The 24,421-nt window shown below is 63.9% G+C and carries 20 protein-coding genes and 2 pseudogenes; 7 read left to right on the forward strand and 15 right to left on the reverse strand.

The features are described 5' to 3' along the window. The first annotated feature begins 418 nt into the window (after nucleotides 1–418). Nucleotides 419–1,138 carry an SGNH/GDSL hydrolase family protein gene (locus ACVWW3_RS26725; RefSeq protein WP_456648129.1) on the forward strand — a complete coding sequence of 240 codons (720 nt, stop codon included), beginning with the start codon at nucleotides 419–421 and terminating at the stop codon, nucleotides 1,136–1,138. A gap of 44 nt (nucleotides 1,139–1,182) precedes the next feature. Here the strand turns inward: ACVWW3_RS26725 and ACVWW3_RS26730 are convergent, their stop codons facing one another. After that, complete coding sequence (locus ACVWW3_RS26730; protein WP_354104479.1) at nucleotides 1,183–1,452, reverse strand: DUF3551 domain-containing protein; 270 nt, start codon at nucleotides 1,450–1,452, stop codon at nucleotides 1,183–1,185. 33 nt (nucleotides 1,453–1,485) lie between these two features. After that, nucleotides 1,486–1,767, reverse strand: a complete 282-nt coding sequence (locus tag ACVWW3_RS26735; RefSeq protein WP_247339570.1) for a DUF3551 domain-containing protein — start codon at nucleotides 1,765–1,767, stop codon at nucleotides 1,486–1,488. A gap of 427 nt (nucleotides 1,768–2,194) precedes the next feature. On the opposite strand from ACVWW3_RS26735, the gene ACVWW3_RS26740 reads away from it, so the two are divergent. Beyond that, nucleotides 2,195–5,332, forward strand: coding sequence for an efflux RND transporter permease subunit (locus ACVWW3_RS26740; RefSeq protein ID WP_456672185.1), 3,138 nt, complete (start codon nucleotides 2,195–2,197; stop codon nucleotides 5,330–5,332). A gap of 28 nt (nucleotides 5,333–5,360) precedes the next feature. On the opposite strand, the gene htpG is transcribed toward ACVWW3_RS26740, so the two are convergent. The 4 genes from htpG to ACVWW3_RS26760 form a co-directional block, all read right to left on the reverse strand. After that, nucleotides 5,361–7,238 (reverse strand): molecular chaperone HtpG, encoded by a 1,878-nt coding sequence (gene htpG, locus ACVWW3_RS26745; RefSeq protein ID WP_456648128.1) that lies wholly within the window; start codon nucleotides 7,236–7,238, stop codon nucleotides 5,361–5,363. A 120-nt stretch (nucleotides 7,239–7,358) separates the two neighbouring features. Next, a complete protein-coding gene (locus ACVWW3_RS26750) occupies nucleotides 7,359–7,772 on the reverse strand; it encodes a hypothetical protein (protein WP_247339564.1) in 414 nt (137 codons plus the stop codon). Nucleotides 7,773–8,014: 242 nt separating this feature from the next. Next, on the reverse strand, nucleotides 8,015–8,614 hold the full coding sequence (locus ACVWW3_RS26755) for a nuclear transport factor 2 family protein (RefSeq protein WP_456648127.1): 600 nt from the start codon (nucleotides 8,612–8,614) through the stop codon (nucleotides 8,015–8,017). Nucleotides 8,615–8,775: 161 nt separating this feature from the next. Beyond that, nucleotides 8,776–9,582 (reverse strand): response regulator, encoded by an 807-nt coding sequence (locus ACVWW3_RS26760; protein WP_247351040.1) that lies wholly within the window; start codon nucleotides 9,580–9,582, stop codon nucleotides 8,776–8,778. 221 nt (nucleotides 9,583–9,803) lie between these two features. Here ACVWW3_RS26760 and ACVWW3_RS26765 point away from each other — a divergent pair, with 221 nt between their 5' ends. Both ACVWW3_RS26765 and ACVWW3_RS26770 read left to right on the forward strand, forming a co-directional pair. Continuing rightward, nucleotides 9,804–10,034: a NepR family anti-sigma factor gene (locus ACVWW3_RS26765; protein ID WP_026232505.1), complete on the forward strand. Its 231-nt coding sequence runs from the start codon at nucleotides 9,804–9,806 to the stop codon at nucleotides 10,032–10,034. Then, a complete protein-coding gene (locus ACVWW3_RS26770; protein ID WP_007597240.1) occupies nucleotides 10,034–10,582 on the forward strand; it encodes a sigma-70 family RNA polymerase sigma factor in 549 nt (182 codons plus the stop codon). The genes ACVWW3_RS26765 and ACVWW3_RS26770 overlap by 1 nt, the downstream gene beginning before the upstream one ends. A 112-nt stretch (nucleotides 10,583–10,694) precedes the next feature. On the opposite strand, the gene ACVWW3_RS26775 is transcribed toward ACVWW3_RS26770, so the two are convergent. From ACVWW3_RS26775 to ACVWW3_RS26810, 8 genes and pseudogenes are all read right to left on the reverse strand, one after another. Next, a complete protein-coding gene (locus ACVWW3_RS26775) occupies nucleotides 10,695–11,393 on the reverse strand; it encodes a nitroreductase (RefSeq protein WP_354050688.1) in 699 nt (232 codons plus the stop codon). A gap of 141 nt (nucleotides 11,394–11,534) precedes the next feature. Further along, nucleotides 11,535–12,773 (reverse strand): annotated as a pseudogene (locus ACVWW3_RS26780) (acyl-CoA dehydrogenase); the annotation flags it as partial. Nucleotides 12,774–12,905: 132 nt separating this feature from the next. Next, nucleotides 12,906–14,153: an acyl-CoA dehydrogenase gene (locus ACVWW3_RS26785; RefSeq protein WP_456648125.1), complete on the reverse strand. Its 1,248-nt coding sequence runs from the start codon at nucleotides 14,151–14,153 to the stop codon at nucleotides 12,906–12,908. A gap of 132 nt (nucleotides 14,154–14,285) precedes the next feature. After that, a complete protein-coding gene (locus ACVWW3_RS26790) occupies nucleotides 14,286–15,413 on the reverse strand; it encodes an acyl-CoA dehydrogenase family protein (protein ID WP_456648124.1) in 1,128 nt (375 codons plus the stop codon). 27 nt (nucleotides 15,414–15,440) lie between these two features. Beyond that, the gene (locus tag ACVWW3_RS26795; RefSeq protein WP_456648123.1) at nucleotides 15,441–17,312 is read right to left on the reverse strand and encodes an AMP-binding protein; all 1,872 of its coding nucleotides are present in this window, start codon (nucleotides 17,310–17,312) and stop codon (nucleotides 15,441–15,443) included. A gap of 43 nt (nucleotides 17,313–17,355) precedes the next feature. Beyond that, nucleotides 17,356–18,162: an enoyl-CoA hydratase/isomerase family protein gene (locus ACVWW3_RS26800; protein WP_456648122.1), complete on the reverse strand. Its 807-nt coding sequence runs from the start codon at nucleotides 18,160–18,162 to the stop codon at nucleotides 17,356–17,358. Nucleotides 18,163–18,366: 204 nt separating this feature from the next. Then, complete coding sequence (locus ACVWW3_RS26805) at nucleotides 18,367–19,125, reverse strand: SDR family NAD(P)-dependent oxidoreductase (protein WP_247351049.1); 759 nt, start codon at nucleotides 19,123–19,125, stop codon at nucleotides 18,367–18,369. Nucleotides 19,126–19,180: 55 nt separating this feature from the next. Further along, nucleotides 19,181–19,840: a TetR family transcriptional regulator gene (locus ACVWW3_RS26810; RefSeq protein ID WP_456648121.1), complete on the reverse strand. Its 660-nt coding sequence runs from the start codon at nucleotides 19,838–19,840 to the stop codon at nucleotides 19,181–19,183. A gap of 153 nt (nucleotides 19,841–19,993) precedes the next feature. On the opposite strand from ACVWW3_RS26810, the gene ACVWW3_RS26815 reads away from it, so the two are divergent. Then, the gene (locus ACVWW3_RS26815; protein ID WP_456648120.1) at nucleotides 19,994–21,166 is read left to right on the forward strand and encodes an acetyl-CoA C-acetyltransferase; all 1,173 of its coding nucleotides are present in this window, start codon (nucleotides 19,994–19,996) and stop codon (nucleotides 21,164–21,166) included. Nucleotides 21,167–21,353: 187 nt separating this feature from the next. Next, nucleotides 21,354–22,898: an acyl-CoA synthetase gene (locus ACVWW3_RS26820; RefSeq protein ID WP_456648119.1), complete on the forward strand. Its 1,545-nt coding sequence runs from the start codon at nucleotides 21,354–21,356 to the stop codon at nucleotides 22,896–22,898. A gap of 24 nt (nucleotides 22,899–22,922) precedes the next feature. Here ACVWW3_RS26820 and ACVWW3_RS26825 read toward each other — a convergent pair. Continuing rightward, nucleotides 22,923–23,466: pseudogene (locus ACVWW3_RS26825) on the reverse strand (methylated-DNA--[protein]-cysteine S-methyltransferase). A 136-nt stretch (nucleotides 23,467–23,602) separates the two neighbouring features. On the opposite strand from ACVWW3_RS26825, the gene ACVWW3_RS26830 reads away from it, so the two are divergent. Next, nucleotides 23,603–24,421 (forward strand): alpha/beta fold hydrolase, encoded by an 819-nt coding sequence (locus tag ACVWW3_RS26830; RefSeq protein WP_456648117.1) that lies wholly within the window; start codon nucleotides 23,603–23,605, stop codon nucleotides 24,419–24,421.

Here is a 24,421-nt window from a genome sequence, read left to right on the forward strand (position 1 = left end):
TTCCCTAAACTTAGCTCGCACGCCCTGCCCAGATGTTAAGAGACAAGGTAAAACCCCGGTTAGTGCGCGATTAACTCTAGTCATCCTTTACCAAGCCGGTGGGATCGGCGTGCGCCTTTGCCCTCGCGCAGCGTGAAATGGGTGGTGCCTTATGCGCCGGGTGGGGCGACCGACGTGCTGTCGCGGCTGCTCTGCCAGCGCCTCTCCGACCGGCTCGGCCAGACCTTCGTCGTCAGAGGCATCGCGCCGGTCGCCGGCGTCGCGCGAATTCCGCTGGCGCTGATCGTCAACAACGACCTGCCGGTGCAGAGCGTCGCGGACTTCATCGCCTACGCCCCGCGCGAGGCTAGGCGGCCCCGGGTAAACGGTCTAAGCTTTTCTACCCTGCATTGTCCGGGTTGCAAAAGGGAGACGACCCGTGGCTCTCGACTCGTCAGAGTTTCCTGTCCAGGCCGCGCCGTTCGAGCAGCCGCTGACCAATTTTGCCAGCCGCCTGAAGGACGGACAGGTCAAGGTGGTCGCGATCGGCTCGTCGACCACGGCGGGCGAAGGAGGCATCGCGCCCTATCCGCAGCGGCTGCTGGCGGACCTGCGGATAAAATTTCCAAATGTCGCAATCGAGGTGATCAACCGGGGCGTCGGCGGCGAAGAGGCCCGTCTGGAGCTGAAGCGGTTCGACCATGACGTCTTCGATCTGAACCCCGATCTCGTCATCTGGCAGGTCGGCACCAATTCAGTGTGGCAACAGAATCCCCCATCGTTCAAGGACACCACGCAGGCCATCCGTGACGGTGTTGACCGGCTGCTCGGCGCCAAACGGATCGACGTGATCCTGATGGACCTGCAATATGTGCCGGCGCTGCTGACACCGGCCAAGGCCGACAAGACGAACGCGATGGTCGGGGCGATCAGCGAGATCGCCCATGCAACGAGGGTCAACGTCTTTCGTCGCTTCGCGCTGATGAAGGCCTGGCACGATGTTGCAAAAATTTCGTTCGACCGCATGGTCGACCCCGGCGATGGCGACAGGTTGCACGCAAGCGACTGGACCACAGACAAGATGACCTGGGAATTGACCAACGCGATCGCCGTCGCGGCCGACAAGGCGCCGCCCTCCGGAGACGCACACAGCACGTAGTTCTTCATGCTCCGTCGGATTGACGACCGAACGAGCGGCGAGTGCTAGCCGCCTCGCTGATGACGCAAGCGCTGCGGCGGTGCGTTGAACGGATAATACGGATTGAGATCGCAGCTCGCGGAGCGGCCCGAAGCGGTGGCGCGGCACTGCGGCAGCGAGGTGAAGGAGCAATCGTACCACTCACCGCCACCGCCATTCGCGCCCGAATAGACATGCATGCAGATGGGATAGCGTGGGTCGAAGGTTTGCGCATGCGACGGCGCGGCTGCAAGCAATGCACCGACGATCGCGATCAGGCCGAATGAGCAACGCATGAAAAATGTCCCGGACATCGCAATGGCCAATCGTTAGTGCACCTTCTTGTGACGCCGGCGCGGCGCCGGCGGCGGTTCATCGAAGGCGTAATAGGGGTTGACGTCGCAGCTCGCCGAGCGGCCCGACGCCGTGGCCCGGCACTGCGGCAGCGAGGTGAAGGAGCAGTCGAAATAGTCGCCGCCGCCCCCGCCGAAGCCGCCGGGCGTGTAGACGTGCATGCACACCGGGTACCGCGGATCATAGGTCTGGGCGCCGGCATCTGCCGCAACGAACAGCGTGGCAATCGCGGTGAGGGTCAGGATCGGCAGGCGCATCGGACAGTTCCTCGAATCGGTGGCAACGGCACGCGTTATGCCATTTCGATATGGCACAACCGCACGGAAGAAGCGATTGTTCCTATTCCATAGCTCTCCCGCTTGTGACACGCGGCGAAACGGATGAGGGACAGCGCCGCAAGGATGCGAAAGCGGAAAGTCCCCCCTTTCCGGCCTGCGCGGAACGCATAACTCGCTGCAGCTCTCCTTCGACAAAGGTCGCAAGCATCCGGCGCAGGAATTCGTTCGCTGGCCGGAGCGAACGGACTAGTCTTTCGATCACAACGCCGGCCCCGGACCGACGACGTTCCAGGGCAATCAACAAACAAATGGGCTGAAGGAAACGCGCTTTCGCGCTCGGGCTCTCGGGCGCGGCTCCGCCGTGCGCGGGGAGAAGATGCGCTGGCCAGGCTGGTGGTGTCAGGGCATGCAAGAGAGCTTCTCGTCTCCGTTCATCCGCTATCCGATCGGCACCTCACTGCTGATGGCGGGCATCCTGTTCGTAGGCCTCGTGGCCTATCCTCTGCTGCCGGTTGCCCCGCTGCCCCAGGTCGACTTTCCGACCATTCAGCTCTCGGCTTCGCTTCCCGGCGGCAGCCCCGAGACCATGGCCTCTTCCGTGGCGCAGCCGCTCGAGCGCCAGCTCGCGCAGATCCCCGGCATCACGCAGATGACGTCGACCAGCTCGCTGGGTTCGGCGTCGATCACCATCCAGTTCGACCTCAACCGCAGGATCGACGCCGCCGCCAGTGACGTGCAAGCCGCGATCAATGCGGCGAGCGGCCAACTGCCGAAGAACCTGCCCTCGCCTCCCACCTATCGCAAGGTCAACCCGGCGGATTCGCCGGTCATGATCCTGTCCGCGACGTCCGACACACTGCCGCTGACCGTCGTCAGCGACCGCACCGACGCGCAGCTCGCGCAGCAGATCAGCCAGCTATCCGGCGTCGCGCAAGTGTTCGTCGGCGGGCAGCAGAAGCCCTCGGTCCGCATACAGATCGATCCGGCCAAGCTCGTCGCCAAGGGCCTGTCGCTGGAGGACGTGCGCGCCCAGATCGCGGCTGCGACCACCGACAGCCCGAAGGGCAGCATCGACGGCGCCAGGCGTGCCTACACGATCTACGCCAACGACCAGCTCACCCAGGCCCAGCACTGGCAGGACGTCATCGTGGCCTATCGCAACGGCGCGCCGTTGCGAATCCGCGACATCGGCGAGGCAGTGGCAGGGCCGGAGGACATGAAGACGGCGGCCTGGGCCGACGGCAAGCGCGGCGTGTTCCTCGTCATCTTCAAGCAGCCCGGCGCCAACGTCATCGAGACCGTCGATCGGATCAAGGCGCAGCTGCCGCGGCTGATCGCGGCGATCCCGCCCGCGATCTCAATCAAGATCATCAGCGACCGCACCATCACCATCCGCGCCGCCGTCGAGGACGTGCAGATCACGCTCATGACCACGATCGCGCTCGTGGTGATGGTGATCTTCATCTTCCTCCGCAGCTTCTGGGCCACGATCATCCCGAGCATCACCGTGCCGCTGGCGCTACTGGGAGCCTGCTCGCTGATGTGGGCCTTCGGCTATTCGCTGGACAACCTCTCCTTGATGGCACTGACGATCGCGGTCGGCTTCGTGGTGGACGACGCCATCGTGATGCTGGAGAACATCACCCGTTACGTCGAGCAGGGCGAGAGGCCGCTTGCTGCGGCCTACAAGGGTGCGGCCGAAATCGGCTTTACCATCGTCTCGATCAGCATCTCGCTGATCGCGGTGCTGATCCCGTTGCTGCTGATGGGCGGTATCATCGGCCGGCTATTCCGCGAATTCGCGGTCACGCTGGCGATGGCGATCCTCGTCTCTCTCGTGGTGTCGCTGACCCTGACGCCAATGATGGCCTCGCGCTTCCTGCGTGCCAACCACGAGGCCCGGCACGGCCGCTTCTACCAGTGGAGCGAGCGGATGTTCGAAAGCGTGCTCGGCGCCTACGAACGCGGGCTTGATGTCGCGCTACGCCACAGTTTCGTGACCCTTTGCATCTTCTTCGCGACCGTAGCGCTCTCGGTCTACCTCTTCGTCCTGATCCCGAAGGGATTCTTCCCGCAGCAGGACAACGGCTTCCTCACAGCCGTGTCCGAGATGCCCCAGGACATCTCCTTTGCCGAGATGAAACGGCGCCAGGTGGAACTCAACACCATCGTACAGGCCGACCCCGCCGTCGATTCGATCGCGATGTTCATCGGCGGCGGCGGTACGGCACTGAACTCGGGGCGCATGTACATCACCTTGAAACCGCGGGACGAGCGCGACGCCGGCGCACAGCAGATCATCGCGCGGCTGCGGCCCAAGCTCGCCAAGGTCGAGGGCGCCAGGCTCTATATGCAGGCCTCGCAGGACGTTCGTCTCGGCGGCCGCGCCAGCCGCACCCAGTTCGAATTCACGCTCCAGGACGCCAACCTCGCCGAACTGAACGAATGGGCGCCGAAAATCCTCGCCGCGATGAAGACACTGCCGCAACTGCGCGACGTCGCGACCGACCAGCAAACCGAAGGCACGACGGTTCAACTCAGGATCAATCGCGACACCGCCGCACGCTACGGCATCCAGCCGCAGCTGATCGATGATACCCTCTATGACGCGTTCGGCCAGCGTCAGGTCGCGCAATACTTCACGCAGACCAACAGCTATCACATCGTCCTGGAGATCACGCCGGATCTGCAAGGCCAGCTCGGTACGCTCGACAAGCTCTATCTCAAATCGCCGCTTACCGGCGACGAGGTGCCGCTCTCGGTGTTCTGCAACTGGACCAATGTGCCCGTGCGCCCGCTCGCGATCTCGCATCAAGGCCAATTCCCCTCGGTGACGATCAGCTTCAATCTCGCCGAGGGCGTTGCGCTGGGTGAGGCGACCGGCGCGGTGCTGCATGCGGTCGGCGAGATGCGGGCGCCGCCGGCGCTGGCGACGAGCTTTCAGGGCACCGCGCAGGCGTTCCAGCAATCGCTCGGCACTGTGCCGTTGCTGATCCTCGCCGCACTGGTCGTGGTCTATTTGATCCTGGGCGTGCTCTACGAGAGCTACATCCACCCTCTGACCATCCTGTCCACGTTGCCCTCGGCCGGCGTCGGCGCCGTCGCGATCCTGATGATCTTCGGCTTCGACTTCAGCCTCATTGCCCTGATCGGAGTCATTCTCCTGATCGGCATCGTCAAGAAGAACGGCATCATGATGGTGGATTTCGCCATCGCGGCCGAACGGGAGCAGCATCTCACCCCGGAGCAATCGATCCGCCAGGCGGCGCTGCTGCGTTTTCGCCCGATCATGATGACGACGATGGCTGCCCTGCTCGGTGGCGTGCCGCTGATGCTCGGAAGCGGCACCGGTTCCGAAATCCGCCAACCGCTCGGTTATGCGATGGTCGGCGGCCTTCTCGTGAGCCAGGCGCTGACGCTGTTCACGACCCCGGTCGTCTACCTCTATCTCGACCGCTTCTCCGACCTGCTCTCGCGCTGGATGGAGAAGAAGCCGCAGGCCGCCGCCGCGCGCGACGAGCAGAAGGATCACGCGGCGGAATGAGCGCAGCGGAGCATATGGCCCGTGGCTGCTATCCGCCGAGCCCCTGCAACACCAGCCGGTTCAACCTCGCCGCAAACGCCGCAGGGTCTTCCGGCAGTTCGCCATCCAGGATCTGCGCCTGTTCGAGCAGGAGCAGGCTGAGGTCATCGACCACCTTCGAGCCGGCTTGAGCCTTGGTGATCGCCGTGACCAGCGCATGGCGCAGATTGATCTCGAGGATCGGCTTGGTGCGCATGCCGCGGTTCTGCTGCGCCAGGATGCGCTCGAGCTCGCGGCTCGGGCCCTGGCTGTCGGCGACGAGGCAGGAGGCGGAGCTGGTGAGGCGCGTCGAGGCCTTGACGTCGTTGACGCGCTCGCCCAGCGCGGCCTTGATCACGGCGATGGTGGCGGCCTCGTCGGCGGCCGGCTCGTCCTTCTTCGCCTCGTCCGCCTCGTCGACGCGCGAAATCAGGTCGAGGTTGAGGTCGCCCTGGCTCAGCGACTTCAGCGGTTTGCCCTCGAACTCCGATGGCATCGAGGTCCAGAACGCGTCGACCGGATCGGAAAGCAGCAGCACTTCGATGCCGCGCGCTGTCGCCGCCTCGAGCCGGGGGCTCGACTTCAGCCGCTCGATGCTGTCGCCGACGAGATAATAGATCTCGGTCTGGTTCGGCTTGAAATCGGCGATGACGTCCTTGAGCGAGCGCTTTTCGCCCGAAGTCGTGGTGAAACGCGACAGCGCGAGCAGCTTTTCACGGCGCTCGAAATCCTCGTAGATACCTTCCTTCAGCACCGCGCCGAAGGCCTCCCAGATCTTCGCAAAGTTCTCCGGGTCCTTGTCGGCAAGGCTTTCGAGTTCGTTTACCACGCGCGTCGCCACCGCTTTACGGATCTGCACGAGCTGCGGATTGTTCTGCAGCATCTCGCGCGAGATGTTCAGCGGAAGATCCTCGCTGTCGACGACGCCGCGGATGAAGCGCAGATAGCCCGGCAACAGATCGGCGTCATCCGTGATGAAGACGCGGCGGACGTAGAGCTTGACGCGACCTTTACGCGAGGGCTCGAACAGGTCGAACGGTTTCGTCGACGGCGCGAACAGCAGCACGGCGTAGGAATAGCGGCCTTCGGCGCGGTAGTGCAGCGTCATCGCGGGATCGTCGAAGGCGGATGCGATCTGCTGATACGCCTTCTTGTAATCCTCGGCTGTCAGCTCGGACTTGGAGCGCTGCCACAGCGCGCTCGCCGAATTGATCTGGCGCGGCCCGCCCTCTTCCGGCGCCAGCTCGATCGGGAACAGGATGTTGTCGGAATAGGCGCCGACGATGCGCTCGATCTCGTAAGTCTCGAGATACTTCTTCGCGTCGTCTTTGAGGTGCAGGACGATCTCGGTGCCGCGTGCCAAGCGCACCGCTTCCTCGTCGCTTGCGCGCGCAATCTCGAAGCCGGAGCCGCCGGAGGACGTCCAGGTCCACACGTCGCTCTCGCCGGCACGGCGGCTGACGACGACGATCTTGTCGGCGACCATGAAGGCGGAATAGAAGCCGACGCCGAATTGGCCGATCAGGCCGAGGCCGTCCTTGGCTTCCTTGAGCTTCGACACGAAGGCCTTGGTGCCGGAACGGGCGATGGTGCCGAGATGGTCGATCAGCTCCTGCCGCTCCATGCCGATACCATTGTCGGCGATCGTCAACGTCCCCGCGGTCTTGTTCGGAATGATACGAATCTTGAGAACGTCGCCCTCGCCCAGCAGCGCCGGACCGGCGATGGCTTCATAGCGCAGCTTGTCACAGGCGTCCGATGCGTTGGAGACGAGCTCGCGCAGGAAGATGTCGGTCTCGGAATAGACGGAGTGCACCATCAGGTGCAAAAGCTCGGAAACCTCGGCCTGGAAGGGCTGCGTATGCACAGCCGTGTCTGACGTCGTCATGCGTTCACCCGGTCAATCGAAGGGGAAGAGACCCGGGATATAACGCGATGGGGTAGTGGATCAAGTGGACGTGAACAATCGCCCTCCCCGCGGAGGGCGACTTATCCCGGTCCATGCCGATCAGGTCACACAGCGGCCGGGCTGGAGCAGCTTTGCGACCTCGGTCAGGGAGCTGACCATCGGCTCGCAGGCAATCGTCGGCTTTTTGCGGCTCTGCTTCTGGTTCGGGAGCAGCACCGGCGGCTTGGCATTGCCGGTCTCGATCACCGCGGGGATGCGCAGCAGCACCGACGTGTCAGCCAGGTCGTTCAGCCGCATCGACACAGTGCGGGTCGGGACCCCCGCCTGCTTGATATCGGGCAGCCGGTCGGCTTTGCTGGAACGATTGACGTTATGGCCCGGCTTGTCTGCAACAGCCTGCCAGCGGTCGGCCAGATCATGGCCGGAGGCCAGCTGCACTGCGCCCACCTGGACGGCGCCGAGCGTTGCGGCAATCGCGACGGCGCCCAAAAATACCTTTTGAATCTGTGACATATCTATCGGTCCCTCGCCCCATGGCGATGCGGGAACAACGGAGCAGAGGACCGGGAGTTCTCAATCGTTAAGATCACTTAACCGTGTGCAGGCCGACCCTGGCAAAAAATTTCGCAACCGCCTGGAACGACTCCGGCGGCGGGGAGTCGTTTCAACAGCCGGCTATTCCCCCCTGCCCCATAAGCCGGCGACGTAGGGCGCGACTGTGGTGATGCCAGTCGCGCCTTACTTTTGTCTGGGCTTCACTTCGCCTTTTCCGCCAGCCACTCCCGCCCTTCGCCATAGAGCTTCTCGACCTCAGGTCCGGTGAGGCCGGGCATGTCGCGCTTGACCTTGTAGCCGATCAGCTCCTGCATGTAGGCGAGATGGCGGTAGCCTTCGGGCAGCGCGGCGAGGGCTTTCTGGTCGAGCTGAAGTGTCGCGGCGGGATCGACCGGATCGATCCGGTCCTTCTCGTAGATCGGCTGGCGGCGGATGATGCCCCATTTTCGCTGCCGCTTCTCCAGGAAATCGTAGAAGCGCCCGGTGCAGACGACGTCGCAGGGCACGTCGTGGACCGGCGCGCGCTGCGAGATGGTCATCTTGGTCTGTGCGATGGCGCGCGCACCCTCGAGGTCGATGCTGGTGCCGCCGAGGAAATGCAGGATGCGCACGCCCTCGGCAAACCCCTCCTGGCTAACCCGCATGAAATCCCCCGCCGGCCCCTGAAACCAGGTGGCGGACATCCAGCCCTCTTGGTGCCAGACGGTGGCAAAACGCTCCCAGTCGCCGGCATCGCGCCAGACCGCCCAGTTCTCGACGAGGTCGCGGATGGCGAGGCGGTCGAGGAGTTCTTGGTCCATGAACACGTCTCCGATGGCACTGCGGCTGCAACGGCCGCTGCACGAGGTATGAGCGGCGAAATTCGACGGCCGTCAAGCGCGGCAGCCGGTCAACAAAAATCCGGCGCACCTTGCGGCACGCCGGATCAGATGTCGTCAAATGCCGGGCGCAGGCGCCTTCCTTACGCCGCCGGTACTTTCGGGGCGCGGTTGCGGGAGTTGCGCTGGAAGAACAGGGCCTGGCTCGCCACCGCCGACACCATCGCCGGCTGGAACGGTTTTGAGATCAGGAACGCCGGCTCGGGGCGCTCGCCGGTGAGGAAGCGCTCGGGGTACGCAGTGATGAACACCACCGGCACCTCGAAGGTGCGGAGCAGCTCGTTGACGGCGTCGAGGCCCGACGAGCCGTCGGCGAGCTGGATGTCGGCGAGGATCAGGCCGGGCCGCTTGTTTTTGGCCAGCGCGACCGCATCGGCGTGCGTGCGGGCGACGCCAACGACATTGTGCCCGAGATTCTTCACCAGGCTCTCGAGGTCCATGGCGATGAAGGTCTCATCCTCGATGATCAGCACGTCGGTGGCGATCTCGACGGCCATCTCGCGCCCTGCGGCATCCGCAAGCCGGCGCGTCTCGCTGACGTCGGTGCCGAGAATGTAGCCGACTTCCTCTTCCGAGAATCCCTCAAGCGAGAGCAGCAGAAAGGCCTGCCGCGGCAGCGGCGTGATGTTCGACAGCCGTCGCTCCGGCGGCATCGGCAGGTTCGTCACCTCGGAATCGTCGTTGACGGAAACGGAATTCCAGATCTGGGTGAACAGCCGGAACAGGCCGGCGCGGGGCCCGTGGCTCTCGTCGAGCACCGACGGATCTCCCAGCATGGCTTCCAACATGGCTGCGACATAGGCGTCACCGGATGACTGGCTGCCCGTCAGGGCGCGCGCGTATCGGCGCAGCAAAGGCAAGTGTTCAGCAACAAGCTGTGAACGGGACATCCCCACTCCATTCATCTTCGGGCCGACCTTGACGTGCAGGCGTTACGCGGGGGGCCCGGGGTTCCCCTGCTGGGCTGATTACGCTTCAGACCGAGAAAAGTTCCGCATCGGGGCGGAACTTTTTCTCGCAGCTCGAATTGAGCCTATCCAGGGAACGGCTCCCGGTTGAGAGAACTTCTCGATTTTACAGTCACTTAACTCGGGGAAACGTGGAACAGGTCATGAAAGATCTCAAGTCTCAAGCAAGCAAAAGCACGACCCCCGGCAAAGGAGGGCTCACTCCGGAAATCCAATCCCGGATCGGCCATCAGCTGCGCGCCATGTACGACGACGTGGTGCGGCAGGGCGTTCCGGACCGGTTCGCGGAACTCATCAAGAAGCTTGATGCGCCAGGAGCGACACCCCAAGTAGAAAATGGTGGCGGATCCAACGACAACAATGGGAGGGATTGATGCCTCTCACCGACTCCCTGCGTAACGACATTCTGGCGGCCGTGCCCAGCCTGCGCGCGTTCGCCATCTCGCTCAGCGGCAATGCGGACCGCGCGGACGATCTGGTTCAGGAGACGCTGTTGCGCGCGCTTGCCAACATCGACTCGTTCCAGCCCGGCTCCAACCTGCCGGCGTGGCTGTTCACGATCCTGCGCAACCTGTTCCGCTCCGACTATCGCAAGCGGCGGCGGGAAGTCGAGGATGCCGAAGGCAACTATGCCAAGACGCTGAAGACACAGCCCTCGCAGAACGCCCATCTCGAGTTCGAGGAATTCCGCACGGCGCTCGATAAGCTTCCGCAGGACCAGCGTGAAGCGCTGATCCTGGTCGGTGCCTCCGGCTTCTCCTACGAGGATGCGGCTTCGATCTGCGGCTGCGCAGTCGGCACGATCAAGAGCCGCGTCAACCGCGCGCGCTCGAAGCTCGCGGCGCTGCTCTATGTCGACGGTGCCGAGGATTTCGGGCCCGACGAGACCATCCGCGCTGTGATCGGCGGCAGCGGCGGATAGCGGCGGGCGTCAATCGGACTTAAACAAGACGAAGGCGGCCGCTTCCGCGGCCGTCTTCGCGCGTCTGAAAAACCTGATGCGGGCTTGTGGATGGCGAGTAGCGTGGCGGCGGTCACTCGTCCACGAAGGTTACGGTCTCGGCCACGCTCGCACGCGAGGTGCGATAGCTGTTGACCTTGTGGGCGTTGTCGGCATAGCCGAACGAGATGCCGCAGACGATGCGGCGGTCATCAGGCAGGTTGAAATGGCGGCGGATCAGGCCGGAGTGGCGCGCCAGCGCCGCCTGCGGAATCGTGCCGACCCCGAGCGCCTGCGCGGCCAGCATGAAGTTCGAGACATAAGCGCCGCAATCGATCGCACCGTAGATGCCGAGCGGCTCGTTGGTGTGGATGATGGCCACATGCGGCGCGCCGAAGAAATTGTAGTTCTCCAGCGCCTGCTTCGCATAGGCCGTCTTGTCGCCCCTGACGATGCCGAGCGTGTTGTAGAGCTGAAAACCGCTCTCGCGGCGGCGTTCGAGATAGGCGCCGACATACTCGCGCGGCGGCGTGAAGTCATAATCGTCGCCGAGCCCGCCGGATGCTTCCGCGTAAATCAGCTTGCGGAAGCGCTCCCTGGCCTCGCCGCTGGCGATGATCACCTGCCAGGGCTGACTGTTGCACCACGACGCCGTGCGCTGCGCGGTAGTCAGCAAATGTTCGATCGTCGCGCGATCGACGTCCTTGGCCAGGAAGGCACGCACCGAATAGCGCTCGTTGAGGAGCTCTTCGAGCACGCCGATGCGGTCGTTTTGGTTCACTTTAGCGTCCATTGCCTAGCTCGCTTTTCGTGCCCCGGACGCGACGCAGCACGAAGTGATGCGGCGCTGAGCCGGGGCCCATTGTGGTCTGTCCATCGTGGCTCCCGGGTCCCGGCTCGCGCTTCGCGCGTCCGGGACACGAGATATCAACGCCCCTTCGTCGGGATTCTTGTTATACGGCACGTCCTTGTCGATGCGGATGTCGCCCGGCAATCCCAGCACGCGCTCGGCGATGATGTTGCGCAATATCTCGTCGGTGCCGCCGGCGATGCGCATCGAGGGCGAGGACAGCAGCATCTGCTGAAACTGGCCCTGCACCGTCTCCTCGTCCACGCCGGTGAGAACGCCGGCCGCGCCCTGGAGGTCCATGGCGTAGGTCGCAATGTCCTGGAGCATCATGCCGGACACCAGCTTGCCGATCGAATTCTCCGGCCCCGGCCTGTCGCCCTTGGACAGTGCCGAGATCGCGCGGTAGCTGGTGTATTTCAGCCCGCTCGACTTCACCGCCCAGCTCGCAAGTTTTGAACGTACGGCGGGATCGTCGATGGCGAGCCCGTCCTCCAGCATCAGGTTGGAGCAGAACTCGAACATCTCGGGAACGCCGGTCGCAAGCCGGGAGCCGATCGACATGCGCTCATTCATCAGCGTGGTCAGCGACACGCTCCAGCCCTCGCCGACGGCGCCGAGGCGCTGGCTGTCCGGAATGACGACGTCGGTGAAATAGACCTCGTTGAACTCCTGCATGCCGTTGGCCTGCTTGATCGGGCGCACCTCGACGCCGGGGCTCTTCATGTCCAGAAAGAACATGGTGAGGCCCTTATGCTTGGGCACGTTGGGATCGGTGCGCGCGATCAAAAGGCCGTAGTCGGAATAATGCGCGCCTGAGGTCCAGATCTTCTGGCCGTTGATGACCCAATTGTCGCCCTTCTTCTCCGCGCGCGTGCGCAAGCCCGCGACGTCAGAGCCGGCCGACGGCTCGGAGAACAGCTGGCACCAGATCTCCTCGCCCGCGGCGAGCTTCGGCAAATGGCGGCGCTTGGCGTCCTCGCTGCCGAACGCCATCACGGTCGGGCCGCACATGCCTTCGCCGATCTGGAACGGCTGGGTCAGCTTGCCGTAGACGCCTTCCTCCTGCTGCCAGATCACGCGCTCGATCGGCGTGGCGCCGCGGCCGCCATACTCTTTCGGCCAGTGCAGACAGGCCCAGTTGCCCTCCGCCTTCTTCTTCTGCCAGGCCTTGCCGACATCGACGATGTCGTGCTGTGCAAGCCGGATGCGGCCGAGCGAGGATTTTGACAGCTCCGCCAAAAACTCCTTCGGCGCGTTGGCGTCGACCCATTTGCGCGCGGTCTCGCGGAATGCGGCTTCCTGCGGGGTGTCATCGAAATTCATGGCGAACCTCAGTTCTTGCTCGGTGTTAGTCCCTCATGGTGAGGAGGCGCGTAGCGCCGTCTCCAACCACGAGGCCCCAGTGGGGCCTTCATCCTTCGAGACGCCGCGTTCCGCGGCTCCTCAGGATGAGGGTCAGCCTCTTCCCTTGGTCGGGATCTTGTTGAACGGCACGTCCTTGTCGACACGGATATCGCCGGGCAGGCCCAGCACCCGCTCGGCGATGATGTTGCGCATGATCTCGTCGGTGCCGCCTTCGACACGGGTGCCGGGCGCGCGCAGCAGCATCGCCTGGAAGCGGCCAGCGACTTCGGCATCTTCGGGGCCACTGACCACGCCGGCAGCGCCCTGCAAATCCAGCGCGTAGGTCGCGACATCCTGGATCATGGAGCCCGCCACCAGCTTGCCGATGGAGTTTTCCGGCCCCGGCCGCTCCCCCTTCGACAGCGCCGAGATCGCGCGCATGCTGGTGTAGCGCAGGCCGCTCGCCTTGACCGCCCAGTTCGCCAGCTTCGCGCGCACCGCGCGGTCCTCGATCGCGGGACCGTCGTCGAGCATCAGGCTGGAGCAATAGTCGAACAGCTCCGGAAAGCCGGTCGAGACGCCGGCGCCGATCGACATCCGCTCGTTCATCAGCGTCGTCAGCGAGACGTTCCAGCCGTCATTGACCTCGCCAAGGCGCTGATGATCGGGGATGCGGACGTTGGTGAAATAGACCTCGTTGAAGTCGGAGGCGCCGCTGGCCTGCTTGATCGGCCGCACCTCGACACCGGGAGTCTTCATGTCCAGGAAGAACATGGTGAGGCCCTTGTGCTTGGCCACGTTGGGATCGGTTCGGGTCAAGAGGATGCCGTAATCCGAGTAGTGTGCGCCCGACGTCCAGATTTTCTGGCCGTTGACGACCCAATCGTCGCCGTCCTTCTCCGCGCGCGTGCGCAGGCCCGCAACATCCGAGCCGCCGGCCGGCTCGGAGAACAGCTGGCACCAGACTTTTTCGCCGGAGGCGAGCGGCGGCAGATAGGTGCGCTTATGCTCCTCGCGCGCGAATGCCATCATGGTCGGCCCGCACATGCCGTGACCGATGATGAACATGCCGGACAGCTTGCCGAACGGGCCCTCTTCCTGCTGCCAGATCACGCGCTCGATCGGCGACGAGCCGCGGCCGCCATAATCCTTCGGCCAATGCAGGCAGGCCCAGCCGGCGTCGGCCTTCTTCTTCTGCCAGGCCTTTGCCACTTCCAGGATGTTGGCGTTCTTGAGCTGGGTGCGGCCGAGCGAGGATTTGCGCAGCTCGTCCTCGTACTGTTGCGGCGCGTTCGCCGCGATCCAAGCGCGAGCGGTGGCGCGGAATGCGGCCTCCTGCGGGGTGTCTTCGAAGTTCATGATCTCATCTCTCGGTTCATTCCCCGGACGCTGCGCATCACGAAGTGGTGCGCTGCAGATCCGGGGTCCATTGCGGCCCCTGGGTCCCGGCTCTGCGGCGCTTCGCGCCGCGTCCGGGACACGAGCGGTGGGCTACGCCGCGTTCTTCTTGCGCATGCGGTCGATCAACTGGTCTTCCCAATAGGACAGGCTGCCGAGCCCGAGCGCCATGGCGTTGGCGCGGCGGTAGTACATGTGGCAGTCGAACTCCCAGGTGAAACCCATGCCACCGTGGACCTGGATGTTGTTCTTGGCGCAGTGCTGGAACGCCTGCGTCGCGCTGATGCGCGCCGCGGCGGCGGCTTCCGGCAATTCACCTGCGTTGGTCGAGAGCGCCCAAGCGCCGTAATAGCTGTTGGACCGCGCCAGCGTCGCCGAGACATACATATCGGCGAGCATGTGCTTGACGGCCTGGAACGAACCGATCTGGCGACCGAAGGCAATGCGGTCGAGCGCGTAGTCGCGGCCCATCTCCAGTGCGCGGTCGGAGCCGCCGACCTGCTCGAAAGCACACAGCACCGCAGCCCGGTCCAGCACCTGGGTCAGGATGCTCCACCCTTCGCCGGCGGCTCCGAGCGGCTCGGCCTTGCAATCCCTGAAAGTGATCTCGGCCTGCCCTCGGGTCGGATCGAGATTGGTGAGATTCTTCACCTCGACGCCGCCGCTCTTGAGATCGACAATGAACAAGGAAATGTCACCATCGCGTCCGCTCGATCCCGTACGTGCCGCGACCACTGCGAAGTCGGCAATCGCGCCATCCGCAACCGGCTTCTTGACACCGCTGAGCACGCCGTTCGCAGCCGTCAACTTGACGTTCTTCGGCGACGGATTGCCCTTGCCCTCGAACAGCGCCAGCGTGCCGATCGCCTCGCCGGAGGCAATCGCCGGTAACCATTTCTTCTTCTGCGAATCGCTTCCGGCAATCAGCAGCGCTTCGGCGGCGAGATAGACGGTGGAGGAAAACGGCACCGGCGCATTGGCCCGGCCCATCTCCTCGGCGATCACGCAAAGTTCGAGATGACCGGCGCCCGCACCACCAAAATCCTCGGGAATCGCGACACCGAGAAAGCCCATCTCGGCGAGGCCCTTCCACAGCGCCTTGTCATACGGCGCCTTGCCGTCGAGAATTGCGCGCACCGCCTTGGGCGAGCATTTCTCGGTGAGGAATTTGCGCGCCTGGTCGCGGAGCTGCTTCTGGTCGTCGGAGAAATCGAAGTTCATGGCGCGTACCCGTGTTGATGATGTCGATTACTTGAGAATGATGACGTCCTGGTCGGGCTTGTCGGCATAAAGCCCCTCCACCAGCCCGACGCGGCGCTCCAGGCCGGCGCGCTGGTTGATGTAGCCCTTGTCGGTGAGCTCGTTGCCGTCGATCGAGGGCGGCTCCGCCATCAGCATGGCGCGCGCGATGATGCGGCTGCCGGCGCCTTCGCACTCCCGGTTGTGCGCTTCCAGTCCGCGCCGGAAGCAGGCGATCACCTCGGGGTGCTTCACCGCATCCTCGAAACTCAGGTCGGGATTGCCGACGAGTTGGCGGCAAGCATGCAGGTTCGGCCAGGCCAGCAGACCGATGAACGGACGGTCCTGCCCCGCGACCAGTGCATCGTGCACGACAGGCGTCGCAGCCGCGATCGTATCGGTGCGCAGCGAGCCGACATGGACGAAAGTGCCGGTGGTGAGCTTGAAATCCTCGACCACGCGCCCGGCAAAGATGATGCCCTTCACCGGATCGGTGTCGTCGACGAAAATGCCGGCATCCCCGATACAATAGAAACCTTCCTCATCGAACATCTTCCTGGTGAGATCGGGCTGGCCGAAATATCCCGGCGTGACGTTGACGCCGCGCAGACGCAGCTCGTATTTCGAGCCGCACGGCACCATCTTCAGTTCGACGCCGGGGAACGGCAGGCCGATCAGGCCGACGCGCTCGGTGTCCCAATAGGTACCGGTCGAGGTCGGCGCGGTCTCGGTCGAGCCCCAACCAGTGTAGAACACGATGCGCTCGCCGGTGGTTTTCACGGCGAGGGCCTGCATGCGATCGTAGAGATCATCAGGCAGCCGCGCGCCGCCATAGGCCATGATCGAGAGGTTCTTGAAGAAGGAGCGGCACAGCGCATCGTCCTTCTCCATGGCCGCTGCCAACGCAGCATAGCCGGCAGGCACGTTGGCGTAATAGGTCGGCGATATCTCGTGCAGATTCCGGAGCGTCTCCTCGAACTGGCCCGGCATCGGCCGGCCGTCATCGATATAGAGCGTGCCGCCGTCGACCAGGATCGGGTGGAACGCCGCATTGCCGCCCATGGTGTGGTTCCAGGGCATCCAGTCCAGCATGGTGGAGATCGGACCGCTGGGATCGCGCGGCCGCACCTGCATCATCATCGCCGCATTGGCGCACATCATCGCTTGCGTGTTGATGACGGCCTTGGGCATGCCGGTCGAGCCTGACGTGAACAGCAGCTTGCCGACGGTCTCAGGCGCGATCTTCGCGATCGACGCTTCGACATTGGCGGTCACGAGCGTCGCCACGAGCTCGGCAAAGCTGACGCTCTTGATGCCGTCGCAAGGCCGCAGGACGTGAACGATGGTGACGCCGGTGAGATCGAGCGCTTTCAGCGCCTTCTCGAAGGTCGGGCCATCCTGCACCATCACCACGGCGGGCTTGATCAGATCGAACAGATATTTCAGTTTGACGTGATCATGGCTCATCAAGGAGTAGGCAGGCGACACCGGCGCGGCCGGGACGCGCGCCTGCATCGCAGCCTGCGTCATCAGCGCATGCTCGATCGAATTGCCGGAGAGGATCGTAACCGGGCGGCCGTCGAGCGCGAGATTGAGCAAGCCCTGCGTCAGCGCATCCACCGTGCGCTTGGCTTCGCCATAGGACACCTTGCGCCATTCGCGGTTCGGACCGCCGCGCTGCGCGAGCCAGATGCGCTCGGGCGCTTGCTTGGCCCACTTCGCCAGTGAAGCCGGAATATGCGTCTCGTGAGCTTGCAGCGGAATGCGCGACTTCAGCACAACAGTGCCGTCGCCGCGCCGCTCGACGTCGATGTCGCGCTTGAGCCACTCGACCTTGCGAAACGCGGGCTTCGTCATCACCGCCGCCGCATTCCCACTCATTTTGCGTCTCCCGGAATTTCTCGTCCTTTACGGATCTTCATTGTCAGCGCTTGATATAGACAGGCTTTCGCTTCTCAAGGAAGGCCCTGATGCCTTCCGAAAATTCCTCGGAGCGGCTGCACAGGACCTGGTTGCGGTCCTCCATCGCGATAACGGCTTCCAGCGATCCGGCATCGACGCTCATGTTGAGGCATTCTTTGGACAGGCGCAGGCCCACGGGCGACGCCGTGATCATCGCGTCGACATAAGGTTCGGCGGCGTCATCGAGCTTGTCCTCGTCGACGACCTCGGAGACCAGCCCGACCGCCAGCGCGCGGTCGGCGCCGATGAAGCGCCCAGTGAGGATCAACTCCGAGGCCACGGAGACACCGACGAGACGCGGCAGGAAATAGCTGGTGCCGATGTCGCAGCCGCCGAGGCCAAGCTTGATGAAGGCGCAGTTCATTCGGGCCGACTTCGTGGCGATGCGGATGTCGGAGGCAAGCGCTAGCGCAAAACCGCCGCCGGCCGCCGCGCCCTGCACCAGCGCCAGGATCGGCTGCGGACAGCGCCGCATCAGCATCACAATGTCGGCGATGCGCCGCTGCGAATCCAGCGACTCGGTGACGCCGGGCGGCTCCTGCTGCCCGGCACGACGCGCCATCGCCGCCTTGAGATCGAGGCCTGCGCAAAAATTCCTGCCGGCGCCCTTCAGCACCACGACGCGCGTATCGCGGTTGCGCTGGAGACCCTGGAAGTAGACGTTGAGTGCGTCGATCAGCGCCGGATCAAGCGCGTTGAGGCTCTCAGGACGATTGAGCGTCACCGTGTCGACGCCGTCGTTGTGCTCGATCAGCAGCGGTTGGGACATGAGGCGCCTCGTGCTTGCCGCCATTCGCGGTGCCGATTGCTACGCCCTCTCCCCTTGTGAGAGGGCATGTACGCTGTGAGCCCAGAGTTCACTTGGGTGAGGGGTTTATCTCCGTGGACGCAAACCCTTCGTCCGGCGCGTTCAGAAGCGCAATTGCGCTCCAAAGCGTGCCACCTTCACCCACAAGGGGAGAAGGAAGAAGAGCTACCGCGGCGCCATGCGGATGGCGCCGTCGAGACGGATGGTCTCGCCGTTGAGCATCGCGTTCTCGACCATGTGCACGGCGAGCGCGCCGTATTCGTTCGCATCGCCAAGACGCGAGGGATGGGGCACCTGGGCGCCCAGGCTCTTGCGGGCCTCTTCGTTCAGGCCCATCAGCAGCGGCGTCATGAACAGGCCGGGCGCGATGGTATTGACGCGGATTTTCTGGCTGGCGAGGTCGCGCGCCGCCGGCAGGGTCAAACCAACGACACCACCCTTCGAAGCAGCATAGGCGATCTGGCCGATCTGGCCTTCATAGGCCGCAACGGAAGCCGTGTTGATAATGACGCCACGCTCTTCACCGACCGGCTCGATCGTCACCAGGCGTTCGGCGAACAGACGCAGGCAGTTGAAAGTGCCTATGAGGTTGACGTTGATGATGCGCGCAAACTTTTCCAGCGGGTAGACGCCATCGCGGCCGACGATGCGCTGCGAGCCGCCGATGCCGGCGCAGTTCATCAGCACGCGCGCGACGCCGTGCGCGGCCTCCGCCTTGGCGATCGCCGCTTTGATCTGCTCTTCGCTGGTGACGTCGGCATGCAGCGCGACGCCTTTCACTTCGGCGGCGACCTTCTCGGCGTTTTCCTTGCTCTGGTCGATCACACCAATCTTGGCGCCCTTGGCGGCCATGGCGCGGGCGGTCGCGGCACCGAGGCCCGAACCACCGCCGGTGATGAGAACGGCTACGTCTTTCAACTGCATCGCAAATACCTTTCCTTGGGCGTTTCTTCTCTAGGCTTGAAGAGTTCCGGCCGGATTATCCAGCCGCGGCAGCTTCCTCGACTTGCGTGAGGATGCCGCCGCAGATCAGCGTTTCCATGTGCTTGATATATTGCCGGCAGACTTCGTCGGTGACCGGGCCGACGCCGGTCGCGCGAGACATCGCATGCCGGCCGAAGAACAAATGATCGCAGGCACCGATCAGGCTGGTGTAGAACAGCACCGGATCGGTGACGCGGAATTCGCCGCGGCTGACGCCTTCGGCGAGCAGGCGGCGATGGAAATCCAGCAATGGCGCCACGAAGAATTTCGAGACTTCGTCCGCGGAGCCCGCGACGCTCTCGTGCAGCAGATAGTGGATCAGCCGGTTCATGTAGGGAAACCGGTGATAGGCGCGGATGATGCCGGCGATATGCAGCTTCAGCTTCGCGGTTGGCGTGATCGGCTGGGCCAGCAGATATTCGAGGTTGGAGAGTTCCGTCCCCGCGTCGCGCTCGAGCAGAGCCAGCAGCAGACCGTCCTTGTTGCCGAAATGATATTTGACCAGCGCGGCGTTGGCGCCCGACTTCTGCGCGATGTCGCTCAGCGAGATCTCGATCGAGGAGCGTTCGATCATCAGCTCGCTCGCGGCCACGAGCAATTTCTCTGCCGTGGAATTCTTTCCGCTGGGAAGCCTGTTCGGTACGCTGGTAGCCACGGAGATCCCTGAATGCGCTTTGAGAGGCGCGCAGATAACCTCAAGCAGCGTCTCCCCACAAGAGTTAATTGATCGATTGACTAAACGATCAGCCGCCCCTTAAATCCGCGCCGACAACCCTTTCGATACAGAACAATCCAGGGAGAAACCGACATGGCCGAGGCTTACATCGTCGCCGCTGCGCGTACCGCCGGCGGGCGCAAGGGGGGCCGCCTCGCCGGCTGGCATCCGGCCGATCTCGCAGCAAAAGTGCTGGACGAGTTGGTCGACCGCACCAAGGTCGATCCGGCCCTGGTCGAGGACGTGATCATGGGCTGCGTCATGCAAGTCGGTGAGCAGTCCAACAACGTCGCGCGCAACGCGATCATGGCCTCGAAGCTGCCGGAGAGCGTGCCGGGCACCTCGATCGATCGCCAGTGCGGCTCCTCGCAGCAGGCGCTGCACTTTGCAGCCCAAGCGGTGATGTCCGGCGCGATGGACGTCGTGATCGCCGCCGGCGTGGAATCGATGACGCGCGTGCCGATGGGCCTGTCCTCGCAGCTTCCCGCCAAGAACGGCTTTGGCAATTACAAGAGCGCGGGCATCGAGCAGCGTTATCCGAACATCGTGTTCAGCCAGTTCACCGGCGCCGAGATGATGGCCGATAAGTACGGCCTCTCCAAGGATGAGCTCGACCAGTACTCCTACAACAGCCATCAGCGGGCGATCGCGGCAACGCAGGCCGGTCACTTCAAGACCGAGATCGTGCCGCTCGAGATCGTCCGCGCCGACGGCTCCAAGGACACCCACCACATCGACGAAGGTATCCGCTTCGACGCCACGCTCGACGGCATCAAGGGCGTCAAGCTGATCGCCGAGAACGGCAAGCTCTCCGCGGCCAGCGCCAGCCAGATCTGCGACGGCGCCTCCGGCGTGATGGTGGTGAACGAGCGCGGCCTCAAGCAGCTCGGCGTGAAGCCGCTGGCCCGCATCCATCACATGACCATGATGGGCGGCGATCCCGTGATCATGCTCGATGCACCGCTGCACGCCACCAGGCGCGCGCTGGAGAAGGCGGGCATGACGATCGGCGACATCGACCTGTTCGAGGTCAACGAGGCTTTCGCCTCGGTACCGACCGCGTGGCTCAAGACCACCGGCGCCGATCCGGAGCGCCTCAACGTCAATGGCGGCGCCATCGCGCTCGGCCATCCCCTCGGCGGCTCCGGCACCAAGCTGATGACGACGCTGGTGCACGCGCTGCAACAGCATGGCAAGCGCTATGGCCTGCAGACCATGTGCGAAGGCGGCGGCATGGCCAATGTGACGATCGTGGAGCGGCTGTAAGCTGCTGCCGCATTAAAGGTGTCGTCCCGGCGAAGGCCGGGACCCATATCCACAAGAGCCTGTAGTTAGGGCGAGTTGGGGCGACATCTAACTTCAATTACTAAGATTCGTGGTTATGGGTTCCGGCCCCCGTGCGCAATTGCGCACTAGGCCGGGACGACATCTCGTACGCCTTGGGACCGCGCTAATGACTCACCCGTCTGTTCACGCACAGACCACTCCCGACAAGATCGCCTACCAGATGGCCGCCACCGGCAAGGCGATCACCTATCGCGAGCTCGACGGGCTCTCGAACCAGGGCGCGCACCTGTTCCGCTCGCTCGGGCTGAAAGCCGGCGACCATATCGCGCTGCTGATGGAGAACCGGCTCGCCTTCATGGAGATCTGCTGGGCCGCGCAGCGCAGCGGGCTCTATTACACCGCTATCAGCCGCTATTTGAAGCAGGACGAGATCGACTACATCATCGCCGATTGCGGCGCGAAGGTCGTGATCACGACGCCCAAATGCGCCGACCAGATCCAGGGCCTGATCAAGGGTGCAGCCGGCGAGCCGGTCTTCTACATGATGGACGAGCCGCAAGCCGGCTTCCGATCCTACGACAGGGAAGCGGCCGCGCAGCCGACAACGCCGATCGCCGACGAGGTCGCCGGCTACGACATGCTGTATTCGTCGGGCACCACCGGCCGGCCCAAGGGCATCAAGAAGGCGTTCGAGGGCAAGCCGATCGCCGAGCCGAACGCGTTTCTGCGCGTCCTCTGCGCCAATATGTGCGGCATGAACGCCGAGAGCACTTACCTGTCACCGGCGCCGCTCTATCACGCAGCTCCCTTGCGCTTCAACATGATGGCGACCGTACTCGGCGGCACCTCCATCATCATGGAGCATTTTGACGCCGAAGAATTCTTGAAGCTGATCGAAAAATACAAGGTCACGCAGTCACAGCTCGTGCCGACCATGTTCGTGCGCATGCTGAAGCTGCCGGACGAGGTCCGCAGCCGCTACGACGTCTCGACGCTGAAGGGCGCGATCCACGCTGCGGCGCCTTGTCCCGTCGACGTCAAAGCAAAAATGATCGAATGGTGGGGACCGATCCTGATCGAGTATTACGCGGGCTCGGAAGGCAACGGCGTTACCGTCTGCAACTCGAAGGAATGGCTGGAGCACCGCGGCAGCGTCGGCCGCGCCGTGGTCGGCAAGATCAAGATTCTGAACGAGAACGACGAGGAGCAGCCGACAGGCGAGATCGGCACGGTCTATTTCGCCGACGCGCCTGTTTTCACCTATCACAACGATCCCGAAAAGACGAAGAAGGCCTACAACGCAAAGGGCTGGTCGACGCTCGGCGACGTCGGCTATCTCGACAGAGACGGCTTTCTCTTTCTCACCGACCGCAAGTCCTACATGATCATCTCCGGTGGGGTGAACATCTACCCGCAGGAAACCGAGGACGTGCTCATCACCCACCCTGAAGTCGCCGATGTCGCGGTGTTCGGCGTGCCGAACGAGGAGATGGGCGAAGAGGTCAAGGCGGTGGTGCAGCCGCACGATCCGAAGCGCGCCGGCAAGCAGCTCGAGGCCGATTTGATCGCCTACTGCAAGAGTCGCCTCTCGGCGATCAAATGCCCGCGCTCGATCGATTTCGAAGCCGAGCTGCCGCGCACGCCAACCGGCAAGCTGGTGAAGCGGCATTTACGCGACAAATATTGGCCGAAGGCGGCAGCGAAGATTTAGCGCTTCAAAAAACGACGCCGAGCTTCAATCAAACAAGCTCGGCGTGTGGTTCACCAGCGCGCCTTCGATCTCCAGCATCTTCAGCTTCGTCACCACGCCGCCATTGGCGGAGAAGCCGCCGGGCTTGTTGCCGGCCGCCAGCACGCGGGTGGCAGGGCACCACGATCGGGCACGGGTTGCGGCCGAGCGCCTGGCCGACGTCGCGCGACAGCTCGACACCGCCGAGCTGCTTGGCGATGTCGCCATAGGTGACGGTCTTGCCCGGCGGAATGGTGCGGGCGATCGCGTAGACGCCGCGGTTGAAGTCGGGCACGCCATCGAGATCGAGCGGAATGTCGGTGAGATCATCCGGCTCGCCCGCGAGCAGTTTTGTGATGCGGTCGATCGCCTGCTGCACCTCAACCGTCGGCTTGGCTTCGCTGGCATCGGCATGGCGCTGGCTGATGCGGGTGCGGATCTTCTGCTCACCACCCATCGGCAGTTGCGTGCCGTTGATGCCGCGCGGACCCCAGGCAATGGCGCACAGGCCGATCTTGCTATCGAACAGGGCAAAATGCTGGTCGGTCATGGCTTGGTCCCTGGCTTGCGTTCCCTCGCATGCCCCCAATGTGAACTGAGCCCAAATCTAGGCTTGGAAATAGTTGCGATCCACCCGGTTTCCGGGAATCTTGCACAGGAGTTCCGCAGCCCGCCGCGAGTCCCCGATGCAAAGCCTCCACGTCAACGGATACGACATGCCCTATCTCGACGTGGGCGAGGCCAGGGCGGGGCCGCCGCTGGTCTGCGTGCACGGTTCCCTTTCCGACTTCCGCACCTGGGGCTGCGTGCTCGGGCCGCTGACGCAGCGGCACCGGGTGATTCCTGTCAGCTTGCGGCATTTCTTCCCGGCGCAATGGGACGGCGTCGGCGACACCTATTCGATCGCGCAGCATGTCGACGACGTCATCGCCTTCATCGAGAAGCTCGATCTCGGCCCGGTCGATTTGATGGGTCATTCCCGCGGCGGGCACATCTGCTTCCGCGTGGCGCAGCGGCGGCCGGAGCTGCTCCGGCGGCTGGTCCTGGCCGAACCCGGCGGCGAGCTCGATGCGAGCCTCGATCCCGACTATGCCGGCAGGCCCTCGCCGCTGCTGGCGCGCTTCACGGCCTCGGCCGCGAAGATCGCGGCCGGCGACGTCGATGGCGGCCTCGCCGTCTTTGTCGACACGCTGGAGGGCGCCGGCACCTGGCCGCGGCTGCCGGCGATGGTGAAGCAGAATCTGCGCGACAACGCCTTCACCCTGCTCGGCCAGGTCCGCGACAACCGCCCACCGTTCTCGAAGGCGGATGCGGAAGCGATCAAAATGCCGACGCTGTTCATCCTCGGCGGGCGAACCAAGGGCCTGCTGCCAAAAGTGCTGCATGCGCTCGCCGCGCATGTGCCGTATTCCAGGACGGCGGTGATCCCGAACGCGACGCACCCGATGTTCGAGCAGGCGCCGCAGAAATACTCCGAAGTGGTGCTGGATTTTTTGGCGGGCTGA

It is taken from the genome of Bradyrhizobium sp. LM2.9, assembly GCF_054056555.1.